Below are 16,566 nucleotides of genomic sequence, written 5' to 3' on the forward strand. Positions count from 1 at the left end.
GTTTTTTTATATTAAAATCTACTTTTAAGCAGAGAGCGCATCTATAAGCTCAGATTTTTTATGTCTAGATAGCGGTATTTTCTCCCCATCTATCTCAATATTTCTACTGTTGTACTTATCTACCTTGTCTATATTTATAATATAAGACTTGTGTATACGCATAAAACGTTCTGGAGGTAATTGTGCAACAAAAGATTTCATCGTCGCAAGCACAACAATAGGGTCGTGCACAGTTACAAGTTTCACATAATCTCCAAGAGCAGTAATATACTTAAGCTCGTTAAGCATCACCTTTTTCTTTTTTAGGTTACTTTTTACAAAAATGTAATCATCATCTTCTACCGCACCTTCGGTTTTTAGTTTATGAAGACTTATTGCTTTGTAAACAGCATTTGTAAAACGATCCTTAGTAAGAGGCTTACGTAAATAATCTATAGCATTATAATTAAAGGCCTTGTAAGCATACTTTGTTTTACCAGTTACAAATATAATTTGTGGTTTGTGTATGAGGTCATCTAGTAGGTCAAACCCAGAGAGTATAGGCATTTCAATATCTAAGAAGATAAGATCAACCTTTGTTTCTAAAAGACCATTCTTTGTTTCAATGGCATTGTTATATTCGGCTACTAATCTTAGGTTAGGATGATCATTAATCATCTTTACAATAGCCAGTCGTTGTAAGCTAGAATCATCTACAACTGCACAATCTAATAATACTCCGTCCACAGTGATTTATTTGTTTAATAGGTTAAGCACGTCAATATTAGGTAAAAAACTCCATAAAACCAACAAAAAAGTGACTTTCATCGGATAATTACGTTTTTTGTCGAGCTGCTATTTCTAAAAATTATGATTGTTAAAATCTATGTGAAGCCACAGTATTGGTAGTGAGCGTAATGTGGCTTGATAAGTCTCATATCATATAATTCTTACAAAATGATTACTAAAAATTTAACATATATAATTTTTAACAGTCTGAATGTAAGTTAAATAATGACTATACTCTAGTTGTATGTTATAGTAGGTTGTCTTACAAAAACTGTAATGTTTACGCTTTCGCGAAAGCGTAAGTCTATACCTTATAAATTATACTTCTTACAAGGGAAGAAGTTTTTCTGAATATATATTAATAGCTATTTGAAAATCAAAAGAGAATCCTTACTTTTGCACTCATTTTTAATTTAACTCATATTATATGAACCATTACGAAACTGTTTTCATCTTGAATCCCGTTTTATCTGATGATCAGATAAAGGAAACAGTAAAGAAGTACGAAGGACTTCTTAAAGAAAAGGGTGCTAAGATGATTAGTAAAGAGGATTGGGGCTTAAAAAAGCTTGCATATCCTATCCAAAACAAGAAAAGCGGTTTTTACCACTTACTTGAATTTACTGTTGATGGACAAGCTATCAATGATTACGAACTAGCTTTTCGCCGTGACGAGCGCGTTATGCGTTACCTTACGGTAGCTATGGATAAGCACGCGATCTCGTGGGCTGAAAGAAGACGTGAAAAACTAAAAAAGCAAAAAGCGTAAGTTATGGCATCTTTACAACAACAAGCAAAAGGAAAGAAGGACGGAGATATCAGATATCTTACTCCTCTTAATATTGAAACTAACAAAGCAAAGAAGTACTGTCGCTTTAAGAAGTCTGGTATCAAGTATGTAGATTACAAAGATGCAGACTGGCTAGCAGGTTTTGTAAACGAGCAAGGTAAATTGTTACCACGTCGTCTTACAGGAACTTCTTTAAAGTACCAACGTAAAGTGTCTGTAGCTGTAAAAAGAGCTCGTCACCTTGCATTGATGCCTTATGTAACTGATTTATACAAATAGAAACTAGATAACAGATGGAACTTATATTAAAGAAGGACGTTGAGAATCTAGGATTTGCAGACGATATAGTACAGGTAAAAAATGGATACGGTAGAAATTACCTAATCCCTAACGGTCACGCAGTACTAGCTACGCCTAGCGCAAAGAAAGTACTTGCAGAAAACCTAAAGCAACGCGCTCACAAAGAGCAAAAAGTTGTAGATGATGCACAGAAGCAAGCAGATAAACTTAACGCTTTAGAAGTTAAGATATCAGCAAAAACTGGAGACGGAGACAAACTTTTCGGATCTATTACAAATGCAGATGTAGCAGAATACCTAGCAAAAGAAGGAGTAGAGGTAGACAAAAAGTATATCGCTATCGCTGGTAACACAGTAAAACGTTTAGGTAACTATGAAGCAAAAGTACGTTTCCACAGAGATGTGGTAGCTACACTTCCTTTTGACGTAGTTGCAGAAGCAAACTAAGTCCTTAGGCACTTTATACAAAACCGTTCTTATCTAATAAGGACGGTTTTTTTATGAACTATATTTTTTAAATACGCTTACGCGAAAATTATCACTCACAATGAAATACGCTCGCCTTACAAAAGAACAACTAGAAGAACTACACCCAGAGTTTATAAACTTTCTAGCTACCCAATCTATCACTGCAGATGAGTGGGCAACTATTAAAGAAAACCAACCCCTCGTTGCAGAAGAAGAGATAGACGTCTTTTCTGACCTAGTATGGGAGGGTGTACTCACAAAGGCTCAATACCTAGAGCATATCTCGCCTAACCAGATGCACCTTTTCTTTTTAAGAGAAAATAATATGGCACTTATAGCCATAAAAATTAATAAAGAAAACATAGATATCACTACCGCAGAAGGGTATGGATGGCTTAAGGAAAACTTAGGTGATGATGATGTGGTATTTATGAGCGCAAGTAAAGACTATAGTGAAGACCGCAATGCAGATAAGTTTAAACTCATAAGAGAAGGTGCTGTAATCACACGTGGCGATTTATACAAATGGTTTGAGCGCTTTGTAGATGTGAAGTAATTATAATTCTTACACCAGCAATAAATGTAAAATTGAGGATATGACTAAGCTAGTCGTATCCTCAATTTTGCTTTTTTAAGACGTTTGTTATCTAACTTTTTTATAAACGATTGAGCAGCACTTTTGTGCACCGCTACAAAAGATTGAGTGTTTTTGACCTCAATGGTTCCTAGTTGCTCGCGTTGTGCATTTCCTTCTTTAAAGAAAAAACCAGCGATATCACCTTTTGATATCTTGTCTTTACGACCACCAGAGAGCTCAAGGGTCGTCCACTGTGATCCTTCTGGTATCTCTCTGTCGTGTAAGTACTCTTCATCCATTACCGGCATAAAGTCTGGTAATCGCTCGTTGCGCCAGTGTAGTACATAAGCCGTACCTTCAGACTGCATACGAGCCGTACGACCGTTACGGTGTGTAAACTCTTCTGAGTGTATAGGAAGGTGGTAATGTATAATAAACTTGATTTCTGGTACATCTATACCACGTGCAGCAAGATCTGTTGCTAGCAGTAGCTGGTGTGTACCATTTCTAAATTTAAGAAGTGATAACTCACGCTCACGCTGCTCCATTCCTCCATAAAAAGTGCCGTGTGCGATCCCGTGATCGTTAAGATAATCACTTATTCTAGAGATGGTATCTTTAAAGTTACAGAAGATAATACCTGGTTGATCGCCTAAGTGACATAAAGCTTTTACTAGCGTGTCTAGCTTATCTTTTTCTGGTGATATAATCGCTTTTATTTCTAGCTTAGAGCCACCTTGATGTAAATAATCTACTTCTACAGGGCTGTCAAGCCCTACAAAACGAGGGATATCTACGCCTTGAGTTGCAGAGGTAAGTACCTTTTTTTCTAAAGCAGGTAAAAAGCTCATTATCTCGGTCATCTCTCCCTCAAAACCTACTTCTAGTGATTTGTCAAATTCATCAAGCACAAGCGTTTTGATGTGATCTGTAGAAAAAGTTTCTCTACGTAGGTGGTCTGCAAGTCTACCTGGTGTTCCTATTAATATTGCTGGACGGTGTTTTATGGCTTGTCTATCTGTATTAAAACTTTGACCACCATAAGCGGCGTGTATCTTATAACCCGTACCCATATTGCGGGCGACATTTTCTATCTGTATAGCCAGCTCTCTAGAAGGGACTACTATAAGTAGTTGCACTTCTTCTATACTTAAATCTAATTCTGCAATTACGGGTAGTAAAAATGCAAGCGTTTTACCAGTACCGGTAGGAGATAGTAAGATCACTTCTTTTGCAGAATGTATGGCAAGTTGTGCCGCCTCCTGCATCTCGTTAAGTGAGGTGATTCCTAGTTTTGCTAGAATTTGTTGCTGATTTTTTTGATTACTTATCATAGGGTACAAAGGTAGAACTTTCTTTCAATGCGCGTTGTATGGTAAGAGCGCAAATATTCAACAGCTTGATTGTCTATGTGATAAGTTTTGTGGGGTTTTATTACGCTTTCGCGAAAGCGTAATACCCATAAATAATATTTTCACAATTGTTAATTAATTGTGAAAATAAAATTAACTTAAGGTTTAGTAAGTGTTAACACCTTCTTAAATTCGCGCAAAATATTTTTACAAAAATCTTATGTTCAAAAAACTTTTATTTTTAGTAACACTTCTAATGGCAGTAGCTGTAGGCGCACAGACGACTACTTCTGCTATCTCTGGAGTTGTAAACGCTGGTGAGCAAACGCTTCCTGGTGCAAACGTGGTAGCGGTACACACACCTACTGGTACTACGTATGGAGCGATTACAAACTTTGACGGTCGTTTTAATCTTTTTAATTTACGTGTGGGAGGACCTTATACAATAACGGTGAGTTATGTAGGTTTTCAAGCACAAGAATACACTGGAGTGACTCTTAACTTAGGAGAAACTTATAACGTAGAGGTAACACTATCTGAAGATAGTAATGCTCTTGAAGAAGTTGTAATTACAGGTAGCCGTAACAACACTTTTAGTGATGGACGTACGGGATCTGCTACAAATGTAGGAGAGCGCCAGCTTAAGGCATTACCTACGATTTCAAGATCTGCTGCAGATTTTTACCGTCTAGAGCCTAGTGCTTCTAGTAATGGATCTTTTGGAGGTCGTAATGATCAGTTCAATAACTTTAGCTTAGATGGAGCGGTTTTTAATAACCCATTTGGTCTTGATGCTGCTACTCCAGGAGGACAGACAGGATCACAACCTATCTCTCTTGATGCAATTGAGCAAATTCAAGTAACAACAGCACCTTATGATGTAACACTTTCTGGATTTACAGGAGCATCTGTAAATGCTGTAACTAAGAGTGGTACAAATGAGTTTAAGGGAACTGTTTACGGTTTTTATAGAAACGAAGACCTTACTGGTGGAAAAGTTGCTGGTGATGACGTTTTTAAGGCAGACTTAAGCCAGAATACATATGGTATAAGTATAGGAGGTCCTATCATTAAGAACAAACTTTTCTTCTTTGCAAACTTTGAAGATGAGAGCCGTTCTGACCTAGGAGCACCTTGGGCACCTAACCGTAATACGGGAGCTATTAATGAGTCACGTGTATTACCATCAGATCTAGATGCAGTTTCTGCAGCTTTAAGTAGCATTACTTATGCAGATGGAAGCTCTTACGATCCAGGTAGATATGAAGGATTTAACTTTGATGCAGGTTCTACAAAGGCATTATTTAAGCTAGATTGGAACGTAAATGATAAAAACCGTGTTGCATTAGTATATAACTTACTAAGATCTTCAAAAGATAACCCGGCAAACCCTAATGCAATCGCATTACGTGGACCAAGCCAGTCTACGATACAGTTTGAGAATGCTGGTTATGCAATAAACAATAACATAGACTCTTTCCAACTTGAGTGGAACAGCGAGTTTGCTTCAAATGTGTCTAACAAGTTTCAGGCAGGTTACACATTCTTTGACGATTTTAGAGAGCCATTCTCTACGCCAGCCCCTTCTATAAATATTACAAAAGGTGGTCAGAATTATATCATTGCAGGTCACGAGCCATTCTCTATAGGAAATAAGCTTGAGCAACAAGTTTTTCAAATCACAAACAACTTAAACATTGTATCTGGTGATCACACAATTACGCTTGGTACTTCTTTTGAAAAATTCAGTTTCTATAACTCTTTTAACCTTACAGGTTATGGTTTTGACTTATTCGGGAGTGTAGCTATCGATCAAGAAACAGATCTTGATGGAGATGGTATCGCAGATACAGATTACATAAACGATGTAACAGGTGAGACAGATCTAGATGCTTTCCAGCAGTTCCTTATAGATCGTTACCAAGATACATTTACTGCTGCAGAGGCAGAGTTTAATGAAAACAACGGTTTACCTATAGGAGATCCAAACGGATGGTCACTTGCAGAGACTAACGTAGGACAGTTTAGCCTTTATGCTCAAGACCAGTGGAAAATGAGTGAAGATTTTACACTTACACTAGGAATGAGATTTGATAAGCCTTTATACTTTGATACTCAAGACAAGATTCAAGAGAATATTGATAGAAAAGGTACTTACCAGCCAGATAACGTGTATGTAGATCCAGTAACTGGAGAAGATATCTTATTAGACAGTACAGTACTTCCAGACAATGCATTCTTATGGTCACCTAGATTAGGTTTTAACTGGGATGTAAAAGGAGATAAGACGTTCCAAGTACGTGGAGGAACAGGCGTATTTACAGGTCGTTTCCCATTTGTATGGTTAGGTAACCAGGTGCAAGGTGTAGATTTCTTCTTCTACCAGACGGTAGATCAAGATTTTAAATGGCCACAAGTATGGAGATCTAACATAGGAGCAGATTACCGTTTTGATAATGGTATTGTTCTTACTGCAGACCTTTCTTATACAGAAGATCTTAACGCTGCACACGTACAGAACTGGGCACTTAATGATCCATCTTCTACACTAGAAGGAGTAGATAACAGACCTATTTACCAGACGTCAGACTTTGCTACAAACCAGTTTGGAGGTCCTACAAATGCGTATGTATTTACAAACTCAAACGCTGGACGTACGTATAACGCAACGTTTAAGGCAGAGAAGTCCTTCAGCAATGGTTTATATGCAAGTCTTGCTTATAACTACCTTGACTCAAAAGATGTAAACTCTATTGATGCAGAGATTACAGGAGATGCTTTTAATGCAAACGCTATAAGAGGTAATGCAAATGATGATATCCTTGCAAACTCTCGTTATGGTGATCAACACCGTATTATTGCTGTAGCTTCAAAGAAATTTGAGTACGGAGGTGGTAAATTTGCAACAACAGTTTCTGCTTTTGGAGAGTGGGCTAGAGGAGGACGTTTTAACTACACATATGCTGGTGATATAAACGGTGACGGTAGTAACTTTAACGACCTTATTTATATCCCTACTGCAGATGAGCTAGCACAGCAAAACTTTGCTACGCCAGAGCAAGCACAAGCATTTGAGCAGTACATCCAGCAAGATGATTACCTGAGCGAAAACAGAGGTAGTTATGCAGAGCGTTATGGAGCACTTGCACCTTGGAGAAGCCGTGTAGATTTCCGTTTACTTCAAGATTATAACTTTAATGTAAAAGGAAAGAAAAACACTTTACAGTTTAGCCTTGATATTCTTAATGTAGGTAACCTTATCAGTTCAGATTGGGGACTTGTAGAGCAGCCTAACAGTATACAGCCAGTAAGTGTATCTGTTACAGACGGTGTTCCTACTTATACTTATAATGAGGAGTTAACACAAACTTTTGGTACAGATGCAAGCCTTCTTAACAGATGGCAAGCACAAGTAGGGTTACGTTACATCTTTAACTAGAACCTTACGACTACATATAAAAACCGCCTGCAAGAAATTGCAGGCGGTTTTTTATTTATATAATGTAAAACTACAGGCTCTGTATAGTCTAAGCTACTCCTACATAGTAGTAGACAGCCATAAAATGTGCAAAAGAACCTCCTAACACAAATACGTGGAAAATAGCGTGGTTATAAGGGATACGAGAGATACTATACAAAACAGCACCTATCGTATATAAAATACCACCAGCAAATAACCATTGTACTCCGGCAGGATCAAGATTTGCTAGCAACGGCTTGTATGCAAAAACAATAAGCCAACCCATCGCCACATAAAGGATAGTAGAAAGAATATCAAATCGTCCGGTAAAGAAGAGTTTTAATATCATCCCAAAGAGAGCGATAGACCAGGCTATCCCAAAAATCCACCACCCAGTAATTCCCTCTAGAGTTACTAGCGTAAAAGGTGTGTATGTGCCCGCAATGAGCACATAGATCGCCGCGTGATCAAATATTTTAAGTCTTGCTCTACGTAAAGGTTTTGTCGCGCTATGATAAGCTGTAGAGGCAAAGTATAACACACATAAACTTATCCCAAACACAATAAGACTTATGGTGGCGGTTGTGGTTACGCTTTCGCGAAAGCAAAATAATATCAACCCAAAAACACTTGCTACAAAACCAAAGCCGTGTGTCCATATATTAAGTCGTTCCTCTTGTGGGGAGTAATCTGGATTTGGGGCTGTAGAGTGTTCCATTAGTTATCTGCGAGTAAGTAATCTAGGTGTTCTTTAAGGATTTCTGTAACCTCTGCTGCTGGACCTCTTCCTTGAGCCATTACCGCATTTTCTACAAAACGTACGGTACCACTACGATCCATAAACACGAGTTTAGGGTAGGTGTTTGTCTTTAAGTCCTGCTTTAAATAGCTGGCACCATCTACTAGGTGTTCAAAATCAAAAGGTTTCTTAGTTAAAAAAGCATCGATTTTGCTTTTTGGCTCAAAAGTGATGGCTACAAAATTTACGCGATCCTCATATTGCTTTTTAAGGTCATTGAGATATGGAATCTCTGCGATACAAGGAGGGCAGCTCGTAAACCATAAGTTAATGAGTGTAATTTTATCATTATAACTCTCCTTAGATTTAAGTCCATTTGCAAGATCTTGCAGCTGAAAGTCGGGTAGGGGTTTGTTAATTAATCCATTCACGCCCACATTAATGTCTAGAGGCGCGCTATTAGATTGTGACAACATCACTTCGACCTCTTGAATAATGGAGTCTTGTCGCACACGCATATGGCGTACTTTAAAGTTAGCTTTTGTGTATTTCCAGCTTCCTTGCGCACCATAAACCTCCTCAATAGATTTTAGTTTGGCTTGAAAAGCCTCCTCATTATAGGTATCACCTTGAAAAACGTAGTAGTTGTCTTGCGCGTTAAGCGCTAGCGCAAAGAATAGTATAAATAAGCATTGTATTTTTTTCATCATCATAGGTATGTGTTACAAAGATAGCTATTGCTATCAAACACGCACCTATATACATTTATCGTGCCTTACTGGGGGTTAGGGGTGATTTTGATACTATAGTTTAGGACACTATAAATTTTGATTTTGTTTCTAACTGAGTTCTTCTTAAAACAATCAGAAAACTACTTATCCTCTAAAATGTCACGTATAATCTTAAGGTGATGTTCTGTATGAATAGCGAGAAACTTAATGGTCTTGTCTCTGTTTAGAGTACCGAGTACAGGGTGATTAAAGTGTTTCTTTTCTGGGAGATTAGATAATTGATCAACCGTGGCAAGCGCCTGGTCATAATGCATTTGTATTGTATTGAGATCTATATTATCCTTTGGCCTTGCTGCCTCTGGCGCAGTGGCTTTTCCTCTAGGCATTCTATTAAAAGTAAATACATAGGCACGTTTCATATTAAATTTAGTTTTATAATCACTTTCATTAGATTGCTCTAGTGCTTTTGATACCTGATTTACAACTAGAAAAATGTGATCCATATGCCACGCAACAGCAGCTTCAGACACTTCAAGGTTTTTTGTATCTCGCACATTACTATAGGATGCCACCTCATCGAGTTTTACTTTGAGGTCAAAATTGTTTCTGTTTGATTCTATAGTAGCGGCACTGCTTAATAATAAGATGCCTGCCAGTAAGATTAAAAAGATGTTTATACGCTTTTTCATAAGTCTATGTTTTAAAATTTATTTAGTCCAAAAATATACTGTAAATCAATACGTTATGTTAATATGGGACGTATGTGCCATTTTTGTGATGAACGGGAAGGCTAGTAAAAGTCGGCTTTTGAAAAAGATCTAGAGACGGGAATACTCGTAGGTACTTTATCTAGTTGTATAGTGAGTGATCTTGCATTACCGTCAATGGTTATTATATGTTCGGTATTAATAAGGTAGGAGCGGTGACAACGTTTTACCTGAGAGTGATTTTCAAATTGTTGTTCAAGCTGTTTTAGAGAAAGCCTAATTAGCTTTCGCGAAAGCGTACTCTCATCTAGATAAAATATCGTCACATAATTCCCTTCTGATCGTGCATATATAAACTGCGATAATTGCATTGCAATAGGCGTTGCTTTTACACTCTCTTCTTGTATTTGTACTGTAACCGTTTCTTCTGCAGCTGGGCGCTGTAGCTTAGTAGAAAGTAATTGTGCTTTATTAAGGTTTTGTTTTGTAAGTGTACGTTCTGTAAAAAAGATTAAACCTACAATAGGGAAAATCCCTATCGAAGTAGTGATTTTAAGAAAACTAAAAAAGGTTTTATAAAAGGCACCATCACCTCGCCAATAGTAATAATGAAAGGAATTAAAAGTACTTATTATCAAGATGCAGGTTGATAGTAATATAATTTCCTTTGCTATTGTCCATTTTTCTGGACGAAAAAATGCTGGAAATAATTTAGGTAGAACAAAGTAGGTTACACAAACACCCAGAAAAACGGAAATTCCAAAACCCGCCAAGAATACATATTTAAAATTTATAGACTGTCCCGCACCAAAAGGTCCAAAAACAATTAAAAATAGATATACAAAAACCCCTGACAATAATGCAAATAACCACTTGTATCTAGTGTTTTGTAACAAAGGATATGGTGATTTGAGCCACTGCATTAGAAACTATTTATTTTAGTCTGATTTGAAGTTGCATTCTATTTGTGCTTATTTTCTAATTGATGATTTAAATATACGAGTATTTAAGAAAGATGACGCCTTCGCGAAAGGATAAGTTGAGGAAGTCTCTGAGCTGTGAATTATGGATTAAAATTAGCTTAAAAGCTTGTACTGAGCGTAGATGAATTAGGCTACTTCTTTAGTGCTTTCTTAGCAAACGCTTTATCGCGATTATATAATTCAGTTTCTGTACGTTCAAATGGTGGAATAGCAATATCAAATTCCCAACTTTTATTAATTTCAGGAAACTGGTCTTTTATATTATGAACAAATACAAACCAACCTTTGGTGCTTTCGCCAATCTCAAAACTTCTGTTTTCATCAATATCCACGAAAAGACAAATTTCATCAGTTGCTAAAAGGTCAATTTTATAGGCAATAATTCTTTTTACTTCGTCCCAGTCAGTTTTAGTCAGTTTTCCATTTAGCGTTAATTCAAATCCTTTTTCAGTATAATTGAAAAGTCCGTTTGTATTGTATAAATGCTTAAACTTTTTTTCTCGGATTAATTTTGCTTCAGCACTATTCTTTCCAATAAATCTATTTTTTGGATTTATAAATTGCCACAAAAGTACACTAGAACAAATCCCAAAAAAGATTAAAGTAACCCAAAAACTTGTACCGTCTTTGTCCATTACTAAAAGCGCAAGAACAACAAAACCAAGAGAAAAAATTCCAGCGATTAAATCTCCTACTTTATATCCAATGATTATATTTTTCTCGGTTTCTTTCAAATGTTTGCTAAAAGGGCCACTACACAAAGCGAGTGCTTTATTTTATGATGAGCCTATTTGATTGTTTTTTAATTGATTATATAAATATACAAGTATTTGAGAAAGATGACGCTTTCGCGAAAGGGTAATTTGAGGAAGTCTCTGAGCTGTGAATTATAGATCAGAATTAGCTTAAAACTTGTGCTGAGCGCGGCCTAAGTAGGCTTGTCTTTTCAGTTCTTTGTTGGCAATTTGAGATTATTCTGGTTTACAAGTAAATTTAATATTCAAATTTCTAATAAATTCAAAATCATCTATCCACTTAACATTCATATTGTCACAAACGTGAGGGATTTTGATTTTCGTTTGTTTTTTAAAAAAGTCTTTTGTTTCCTTTGTAACTACTATTGCATTTTCTTTCATAGCGTGTGCAATAACCCAAGGGTCAGCTTTAGAGTGAATTCCGTTACTGGAAACTAAGTATTTATGATTAGGATTAGATGAATATATTTGTTTTAGATGATTTGTTACTTCTCCATCAATTCTTCTAATTGGGATATCACTTTTCTTTAGCCATTCTGATAGGTTATCTTCTCCATTCTCAATTTCTTCGTAAACCAATTCTGGAATAAATATTATACCTCTTTTGCCTAAATCGTTTAACACTTCCCAATAGGATGGACAAATTTCAGGTGAATAATATTTTTGCCAAGCTTGAATAAGAATGTTGGCATCAATACAATAAACTACATTTTCATTTTCAAACATTAGGCAAGTAGTTTTTCGAATTTTTGAAATTTGTTAATCTGTGTATTAAGCAGATTACTAGCAATTGAAGGTGATAGAGAACCATTATTAAAAGAGTCCATAACTATTCTTGTAAATAGCTTACTATTTTTATTTAAACGAAGAAGATAAGCATCAGGACCTCCTTGTCTTTCTTTTTGTTTTTCTTTTTTAATTTTTTCTCTCTCTAAAAATTTTTCAAATTCATTTTGTGCATCTTCTTTAAGAGATTTGTATTCTGATTGAGAAATTAAATCTAAGTTTAATGCACGAACTAAAAAAGCAAACGAACTTATTCCAAGTTCTTTTGATTGTTTAAAAATCTTATTATTTGATTCAAAAATGTCATTTCCGAGTTGAACTATTAATTCTTTTGGCATTAAAGCGTTGGCTGCAACTTGATTGCAAAATAACTCTACAGGATGAAATTTTGATTTTGGCTTGTCTGTGAAATCGATTTCTATTTCATTTGATACACCTGATTTTGCTATCCAAATGTGAGCTAATTCGTGTACAAGCGTGAAAAGTTGTGGTGCATTCCAATTTTTTGAGTTTACAAAAATAAATGGTGCATATTTATCGGCAATTGCAAACCCTTGAATTAAATCTCTATCGAACACTAATCTTGAGTGTAAGAAACTTGCACGAGAAATAAATATCCCTACGCTTTCTGCTTTATCTATCCATTCAGAAATAGGTGTTTTCCTATAATCACTCGGATAAATATTTAACGTGTCTAAAATATCTTTTGCTACAACTTCTGGATTGTCGTTAATAGAATACTTACCAACAAATGGAAGTGTATTTTCTCCAATTTCTTCAAATAGTTGACTTATCCAATTTTGTTTTTCTTGAATTTCTCTAATTATAAATAAAGAAGCTGTATCTAATTCTTGAGAGTCATCTCTTCTATAGTCTTGAAGTGGATGAAAATCTTTTGGTACTTCAGGCAAGAAAAACAATGAAAAAGGTCTTCGAAAACTTTTTGCTAAGATTTTCGCTTGTCGAATAGTAGGAAAATCAATTCCGTCTTCCCAAGTTAAATACCTTTCGGGTGATACAGCAATTTTTTTGGCAGCATCTTCCACAGAAATTTTAGCGGACTTTCTAGCCCACTTTAATATTTCAGATGTTATGAATGCTTTATCAGCCATTATTTTTTGTCAACAAAGGTAAAACTTTAAATTAGAACGAAACTTCTTTTGCTTGTGGCTAAGAGCCCACTTAATAAAGAAAGCGCATCTCCCGATAGCCATCGAAATTGCTATTGTATAAGTTTCATTGTTTTTTAATTGATTGCTTAAATATACACTTATTAGTGTATTCGTCACCGCACAAACAGCCCTAAAAACTTACCACTCAGGCCACAAAAAAAGTGGATACCTATCGCTAGATATCCACTTTGCATAATCATCAATTAATCTTTATTCTTCTTCTCCTGTGCGTTCTGCTTCGTTTCTAAAAACGAGCTTGTCGTCAAAGGAGTCTACGAGTATCACACTGTCTGATGCAACTTTGCCGCTTAGTATCTCTTTCGATAACTGATTAAGCACCTCACGTTGCATAGCTCTCTTTACTGGTCTAGCACCATATTCTGGCTGGAAACCTGCTTCGGCAAGGAAGTCTATGGCTTGCTTTGTTGCGTCTAGCGTGATATTCTGCTGTGAGAGCATCTTTCTAATGCCCTTGAACTGCAGTTTTACAATATCACGTATATCTTTTCGCGTAAGCGGACTAAACATTACAATATCATCTATTCTATTTAAGAATTCTGGACGTATGTTTTGTTTTAATAATCCTAGCACATCTACTTTTGCAGATTCCATCGCAGCATCTACATCTGGAATAGCCTCAAAACGCTCTTTTATGATATGACTACCCATATTTGAAGTCATAATGATAATGGCATTTCTAAAATCGGCAGTGCGGCCTTTGTTATCTGTAAGTCTACCTTCGTCAAGTACTTGTAACAACACATTAAACGTATCTGGGTGTGCCTTCTCAATCTCATCGAGTAATACCACAGAGTAGGGGCGACGTCGCACGGCCTCCGTAAGCTGGCCACCTTCATCATATCCCACATATCCTGGAGGTGCACCTACTAGTCGACTCACACTGTGACGCTCTTGATACTCACTCATATCTATGCGCGTCATCGCATTCTCATCATCAAAGAGGTACTCTGCCAGTGCCTTTGCAAGTTCTGTTTTACCTACACCGGTTGTTCCTAAAAATAAGAACGAACCTATAGGCTTCTTTTGATCTTGCAAACCTGCACGGCTGCGTCGCACGGCATCACTCACGGCAACAATAGCCTCACGTTGTCCTACCACACGTTTGTGTAGCTCATCTTCTAGCTTGAGTAGCTTCTCACGTTCTCCCTGTAGCATTTTTTGTACTGGGATACCTGTCCATTTTGCAACTACCTCTGCAATGTCTTCACTGGTTACTTCTTCCTTAATAAGCGAAGTATCTGCTTGACTTGCAAGATCTTTTTGTAGCTCCTCAAGATGCTCTTGAGCCTCTTTTATTTTACCATAACGTAGCTCTGCTACCAGCCCATAGTTACCTTCACGCTCTGCCTTTTCGGCTTCTAGCTTGTAGTTTTCTATGTCTTGTTTTGCGTTTTGTACACTCTCTACAATATCCTTTTCAGATTGCCATTGTGCGTTAAGATCGTTGCGCTCCTCTTTGAGGTTTGCTAGATCTGCACGTAGGCTTTTGAGCTTATCTTCATCTTTCTCACGCTTTATCGCCTCAATCTCAATCTCGAGCTGCATCACACGACGGTCTAACACATCGAGCTCTTCTGGCTTAGAGTTGATTTCCATACGCATTTTTGCGGCAGCTTCATCCATCAAATCAATCGCCTTGTCTGGTAAAAATCTGCTTGTGATATAGCGCTGTGATAACTTCACCGCGGCAATAATGGCATCATCCTTAATACGTACTTTGTGATGCGTCTCGTACTTGTCTTTGATACCGCGTAAGATAGAAATTGCACTCTCTGTATCTGGCTCATCTACGGTTACCTTCTGGAATCTACGCTCGAGGGCTTTATCTGCTTCAAAGTATTTTTGGTACTCATCAAGCGTGGTAGCACCTATGGCGCGCAGCTCTCCACGAGCAAGGGCAGGTTTTAAGATGTTTGCCGCATCCATTGCTCCTTGTCCGCCACCGGCACCCACAAGGGTGTGTATCTCATCTATAAAGAGTACAATGTTTCCGTCACTTTGGGTTACTTCTTTAATAACTGCCTTGAGACGCTCCTCAAACTCTCCTTTAAATTTTGCACCCGCAATAAGCGCTCCCATATCCAGCGCAAAGATTTGCTTGTTCTGCAAGTTTTCTGGGATATCACCATCTACAATTCTATGTGCAAGACCTTCTGCAATGGCGGTTTTACCCGTGCCTGGCTCTCCTACGAGTATAGGATTGTTCTTCGTACGGCGTGTTAAAATCTGCAAGATGCGTCGTATCTCTTCATCTCTTCCTATTACTGGATCTAGCTTGCCTGTGCGCGCTAGCTCGTTAAGGTTTTTTGCATACTTGCTTAGTGAGTTATACGTCTCTTCTGCACTTTGCGAGGTCACACGGTTACCCTTGCGTACTTCTGTAATAGCAGCTTGCAGATGCTTCTCTGTCACCCCTTGATCCTTTAAGATCTGGGCCACTTTGCTTTTTGTGCCAAAAATGGCAAGTATAAGATGCTCGATAGAGACATACTCATCGTTCATATTTTTGGCAATAATATTAGCCTGAGTGATGGCTTTATTTGCTTCTCTCCCTAGCATTATATCACCACCAGACACCTTAGGGTAACTCTCAAGGGTGCTGTCTATAATTTGCTGTAATAAAGGCACATTTACATCAAGTTTTTGAAGCAAGAAAGGCGTTATGTGCTCATCTACTTCAAAAATTGCTTTAAAAATGTGTTCATTTTCTATTTGCTGGTGGCCTAGCTCTTGAGCAATTTGCTGCGCTCGCTGTATGGCCTCCTGCGACTTTATTGTAAAATTGTTAATATTCATTTCATATGTTTTAAGAGACCATTACTTGCTGTAAAGCGCTTGCTAATGATATCTGGTTGTACTTTTTTTGAGAGACAATAGTCAAGTATTGTTCCAAGACGGTATTGCGACATAATGTCTTGTAAAGGCTTGAATTAACTGACTTTATGACTTATTTAAGAA

The 16,566-nt window shown here is 37.1% G+C and carries 15 protein-coding genes; 5 read left to right on the forward strand and 10 right to left on the reverse strand.

Translation table 11 applies throughout. The features are described from left to right. Positions 1–24: 24 nt before the first annotated feature. Positions 25–726, reverse strand: coding sequence for a LytR/AlgR family response regulator transcription factor (locus tag I597_RS10120; protein WP_035324846.1), 702 nt, complete (start codon positions 724–726; stop codon positions 25–27). A gap of 469 nt (positions 727–1,195) precedes the next feature. On the opposite strand from I597_RS10120, the gene rpsF reads away from it, so the two are divergent. The 4 genes from rpsF to I597_RS10140 all read left to right on the forward strand — a co-directional run bounded on the left by rpsF (position 1,196) and on the right by I597_RS10140 (position 2,881). After that, entirely contained in the window at positions 1,196–1,537 is a 342-nt protein-coding gene (gene rpsF, locus I597_RS10125; RefSeq protein WP_021778999.1) for a 30S ribosomal protein S6, read from the forward strand. 3 nt (positions 1,538–1,540) lie between these two features. Further along, entirely contained in the window at positions 1,541–1,837 is a 297-nt protein-coding gene (gene rpsR, locus I597_RS10130) for a 30S ribosomal protein S18 (RefSeq protein WP_013752085.1), read from the forward strand. 14 nt (positions 1,838–1,851) lie between these two features. Next, a complete protein-coding gene (gene rplI / locus I597_RS10135; RefSeq protein WP_021779000.1) occupies positions 1,852–2,304 on the forward strand; it encodes a 50S ribosomal protein L9 in 453 nt (150 codons plus the stop codon). A 100-nt stretch (positions 2,305–2,404) separates the two neighbouring features. Further along, positions 2,405–2,881: a DUF6495 family protein gene (locus I597_RS10140; protein WP_035324845.1), complete on the forward strand. Its 477-nt coding sequence runs from the start codon at positions 2,405–2,407 to the stop codon at positions 2,879–2,881. Positions 2,882–2,925: 44 nt separating this feature from the next. Here I597_RS10140 and I597_RS10145 read toward each other — a convergent pair whose 3' ends face one another. Further along, positions 2,926–4,236: a DEAD/DEAH box helicase gene (locus tag I597_RS10145; RefSeq protein WP_035324844.1), complete on the reverse strand. Its 1,311-nt coding sequence runs from the start codon at positions 4,234–4,236 to the stop codon at positions 2,926–2,928. Between the two features lie 238 nt (positions 4,237–4,474). Here I597_RS10145 and I597_RS10150 point away from each other — a divergent pair, with 238 nt between their 5' ends. Continuing rightward, the gene (locus I597_RS10150; protein WP_035324843.1) at positions 4,475–7,693 is read left to right on the forward strand and encodes a TonB-dependent receptor; all 3,219 of its coding nucleotides are present in this window, start codon (positions 4,475–4,477) and stop codon (positions 7,691–7,693) included. 88 nt (positions 7,694–7,781) lie between these two features. Here the strand turns inward: I597_RS10150 and trhA are convergent, their stop codons facing one another. From trhA to clpB, 8 genes are all read right to left on the reverse strand, one after another. Further along, entirely contained in the window at positions 7,782–8,432 is a 651-nt protein-coding gene (trhA, locus tag I597_RS10155) for a PAQR family membrane homeostasis protein TrhA (RefSeq protein WP_035324842.1), read from the reverse strand. Further along, a complete protein-coding gene (locus I597_RS10160) occupies positions 8,432–9,166 on the reverse strand; it encodes a TlpA family protein disulfide reductase (RefSeq protein ID WP_081964958.1) in 735 nt (244 codons plus the stop codon). Before I597_RS10160 ends, trhA begins: the two co-directional genes overlap by 1 nt. Positions 9,167–9,324: 158 nt before the next feature. Further along, positions 9,325–9,873 carry a DUF1569 domain-containing protein gene (locus I597_RS10165; protein WP_035324841.1) on the reverse strand — a complete coding sequence of 183 codons (549 nt, stop codon included), beginning with the start codon at positions 9,871–9,873 and terminating at the stop codon, positions 9,325–9,327. Between the two features lie 101 nt (positions 9,874–9,974). Continuing rightward, a complete protein-coding gene (locus I597_RS10170; RefSeq protein ID WP_064497413.1) occupies positions 9,975–10,814 on the reverse strand; it encodes a LytR/AlgR family response regulator transcription factor in 840 nt (279 codons plus the stop codon). Between the two features lie 191 nt (positions 10,815–11,005). After that, positions 11,006–11,608, reverse strand: a complete 603-nt coding sequence (locus tag I597_RS10175) for a hypothetical protein (RefSeq protein WP_035324839.1) — start codon at positions 11,606–11,608, stop codon at positions 11,006–11,008. 237 nt (positions 11,609–11,845) lie between these two features. Further along, positions 11,846–12,355 carry a DUF4411 family protein gene (locus I597_RS10180; RefSeq protein ID WP_035324838.1) on the reverse strand — a complete coding sequence of 170 codons (510 nt, stop codon included), beginning with the start codon at positions 12,353–12,355 and terminating at the stop codon, positions 11,846–11,848. Continuing rightward, complete coding sequence (locus I597_RS10185) at positions 12,355–13,527, reverse strand: XRE family transcriptional regulator (RefSeq protein WP_035324837.1); 1,173 nt, start codon at positions 13,525–13,527, stop codon at positions 12,355–12,357. The genes I597_RS10180 and I597_RS10185 overlap by 1 nt, the downstream gene beginning before the upstream one ends. 270 nt (positions 13,528–13,797) lie before the next feature. Then, positions 13,798–16,404, reverse strand: a complete 2,607-nt coding sequence (gene clpB / locus I597_RS10190) for an ATP-dependent chaperone ClpB (protein ID WP_035324836.1) — start codon at positions 16,402–16,404, stop codon at positions 13,798–13,800. Between the last annotated feature and the right edge of the window lie 162 nt (positions 16,405–16,566).

The sequence above is a fragment of the Dokdonia donghaensis DSW-1 genome (assembly GCF_001653755.1).
Classification (GTDB): domain Bacteria; phylum Bacteroidota; class Bacteroidia; order Flavobacteriales; family Flavobacteriaceae; genus Dokdonia; species Dokdonia donghaensis.

What these genes read in the sequence shown, in the direction of transcription:
- rpsF (WP_021778999.1), top strand. Translation starts at nt 1,196, where the DNA reads ATGAACCATTACGAAACTGTTTTCATCTTGAATCCCGTTTTATCTGAT.
- rpsR (WP_013752085.1), top strand. Translation starts at nt 1,541, where the DNA reads ATGGCATCTTTACAACAACAAGCAAAAGGAAAGAAGGACGGAGATATC.
- rplI (WP_021779000.1), top strand. Translation starts at nt 1,852, where the DNA reads ATGGAACTTATATTAAAGAAGGACGTTGAGAATCTAGGATTTGCAGAC.
- I597_RS10140 (WP_035324845.1), top strand. Translation starts at nt 2,405, where the DNA reads ATGAAATACGCTCGCCTTACAAAAGAACAACTAGAAGAACTACACCCA.
- I597_RS10145 (WP_035324844.1), bottom strand. Translation starts at nt 4,236, where the DNA reads ATGATAAGTAATCAAAAAAATCAGCAACAAATTCTAGCAAAACTAGGA.
- I597_RS10150 (WP_035324843.1), top strand. Translation starts at nt 4,475, where the DNA reads ATGTTCAAAAAACTTTTATTTTTAGTAACACTTCTAATGGCAGTAGCT.
- trhA (WP_035324842.1), bottom strand. Translation starts at nt 8,432, where the DNA reads ATGGAACACTCTACAGCCCCAAATCCAGATTACTCCCCACAAGAGGAA.
- I597_RS10160 (WP_081964958.1), bottom strand. Translation starts at nt 9,166, where the DNA reads ATGATGATGAAAAAAATACAATGCTTATTTATACTATTCTTTGCGCTA.
- I597_RS10165 (WP_035324841.1), bottom strand. Translation starts at nt 9,873, where the DNA reads ATGAAAAAGCGTATAAACATCTTTTTAATCTTACTGGCAGGCATCTTA.
- I597_RS10170 (WP_064497413.1), bottom strand. Translation starts at nt 10,814, where the DNA reads ATGCAGTGGCTCAAATCACCATATCCTTTGTTACAAAACACTAGATAC.
- I597_RS10180 (WP_035324838.1), bottom strand. Translation starts at nt 12,355, where the DNA reads ATGTTTGAAAATGAAAATGTAGTTTATTGTATTGATGCCAACATTCTT.
- I597_RS10185 (WP_035324837.1), bottom strand. Translation starts at nt 13,527, where the DNA reads ATGGCTGATAAAGCATTCATAACATCTGAAATATTAAAGTGGGCTAGA.
- clpB (WP_035324836.1), bottom strand. Translation starts at nt 16,404, where the DNA reads ATGAATATTAACAATTTTACAATAAAGTCGCAGGAGGCCATACAGCGA.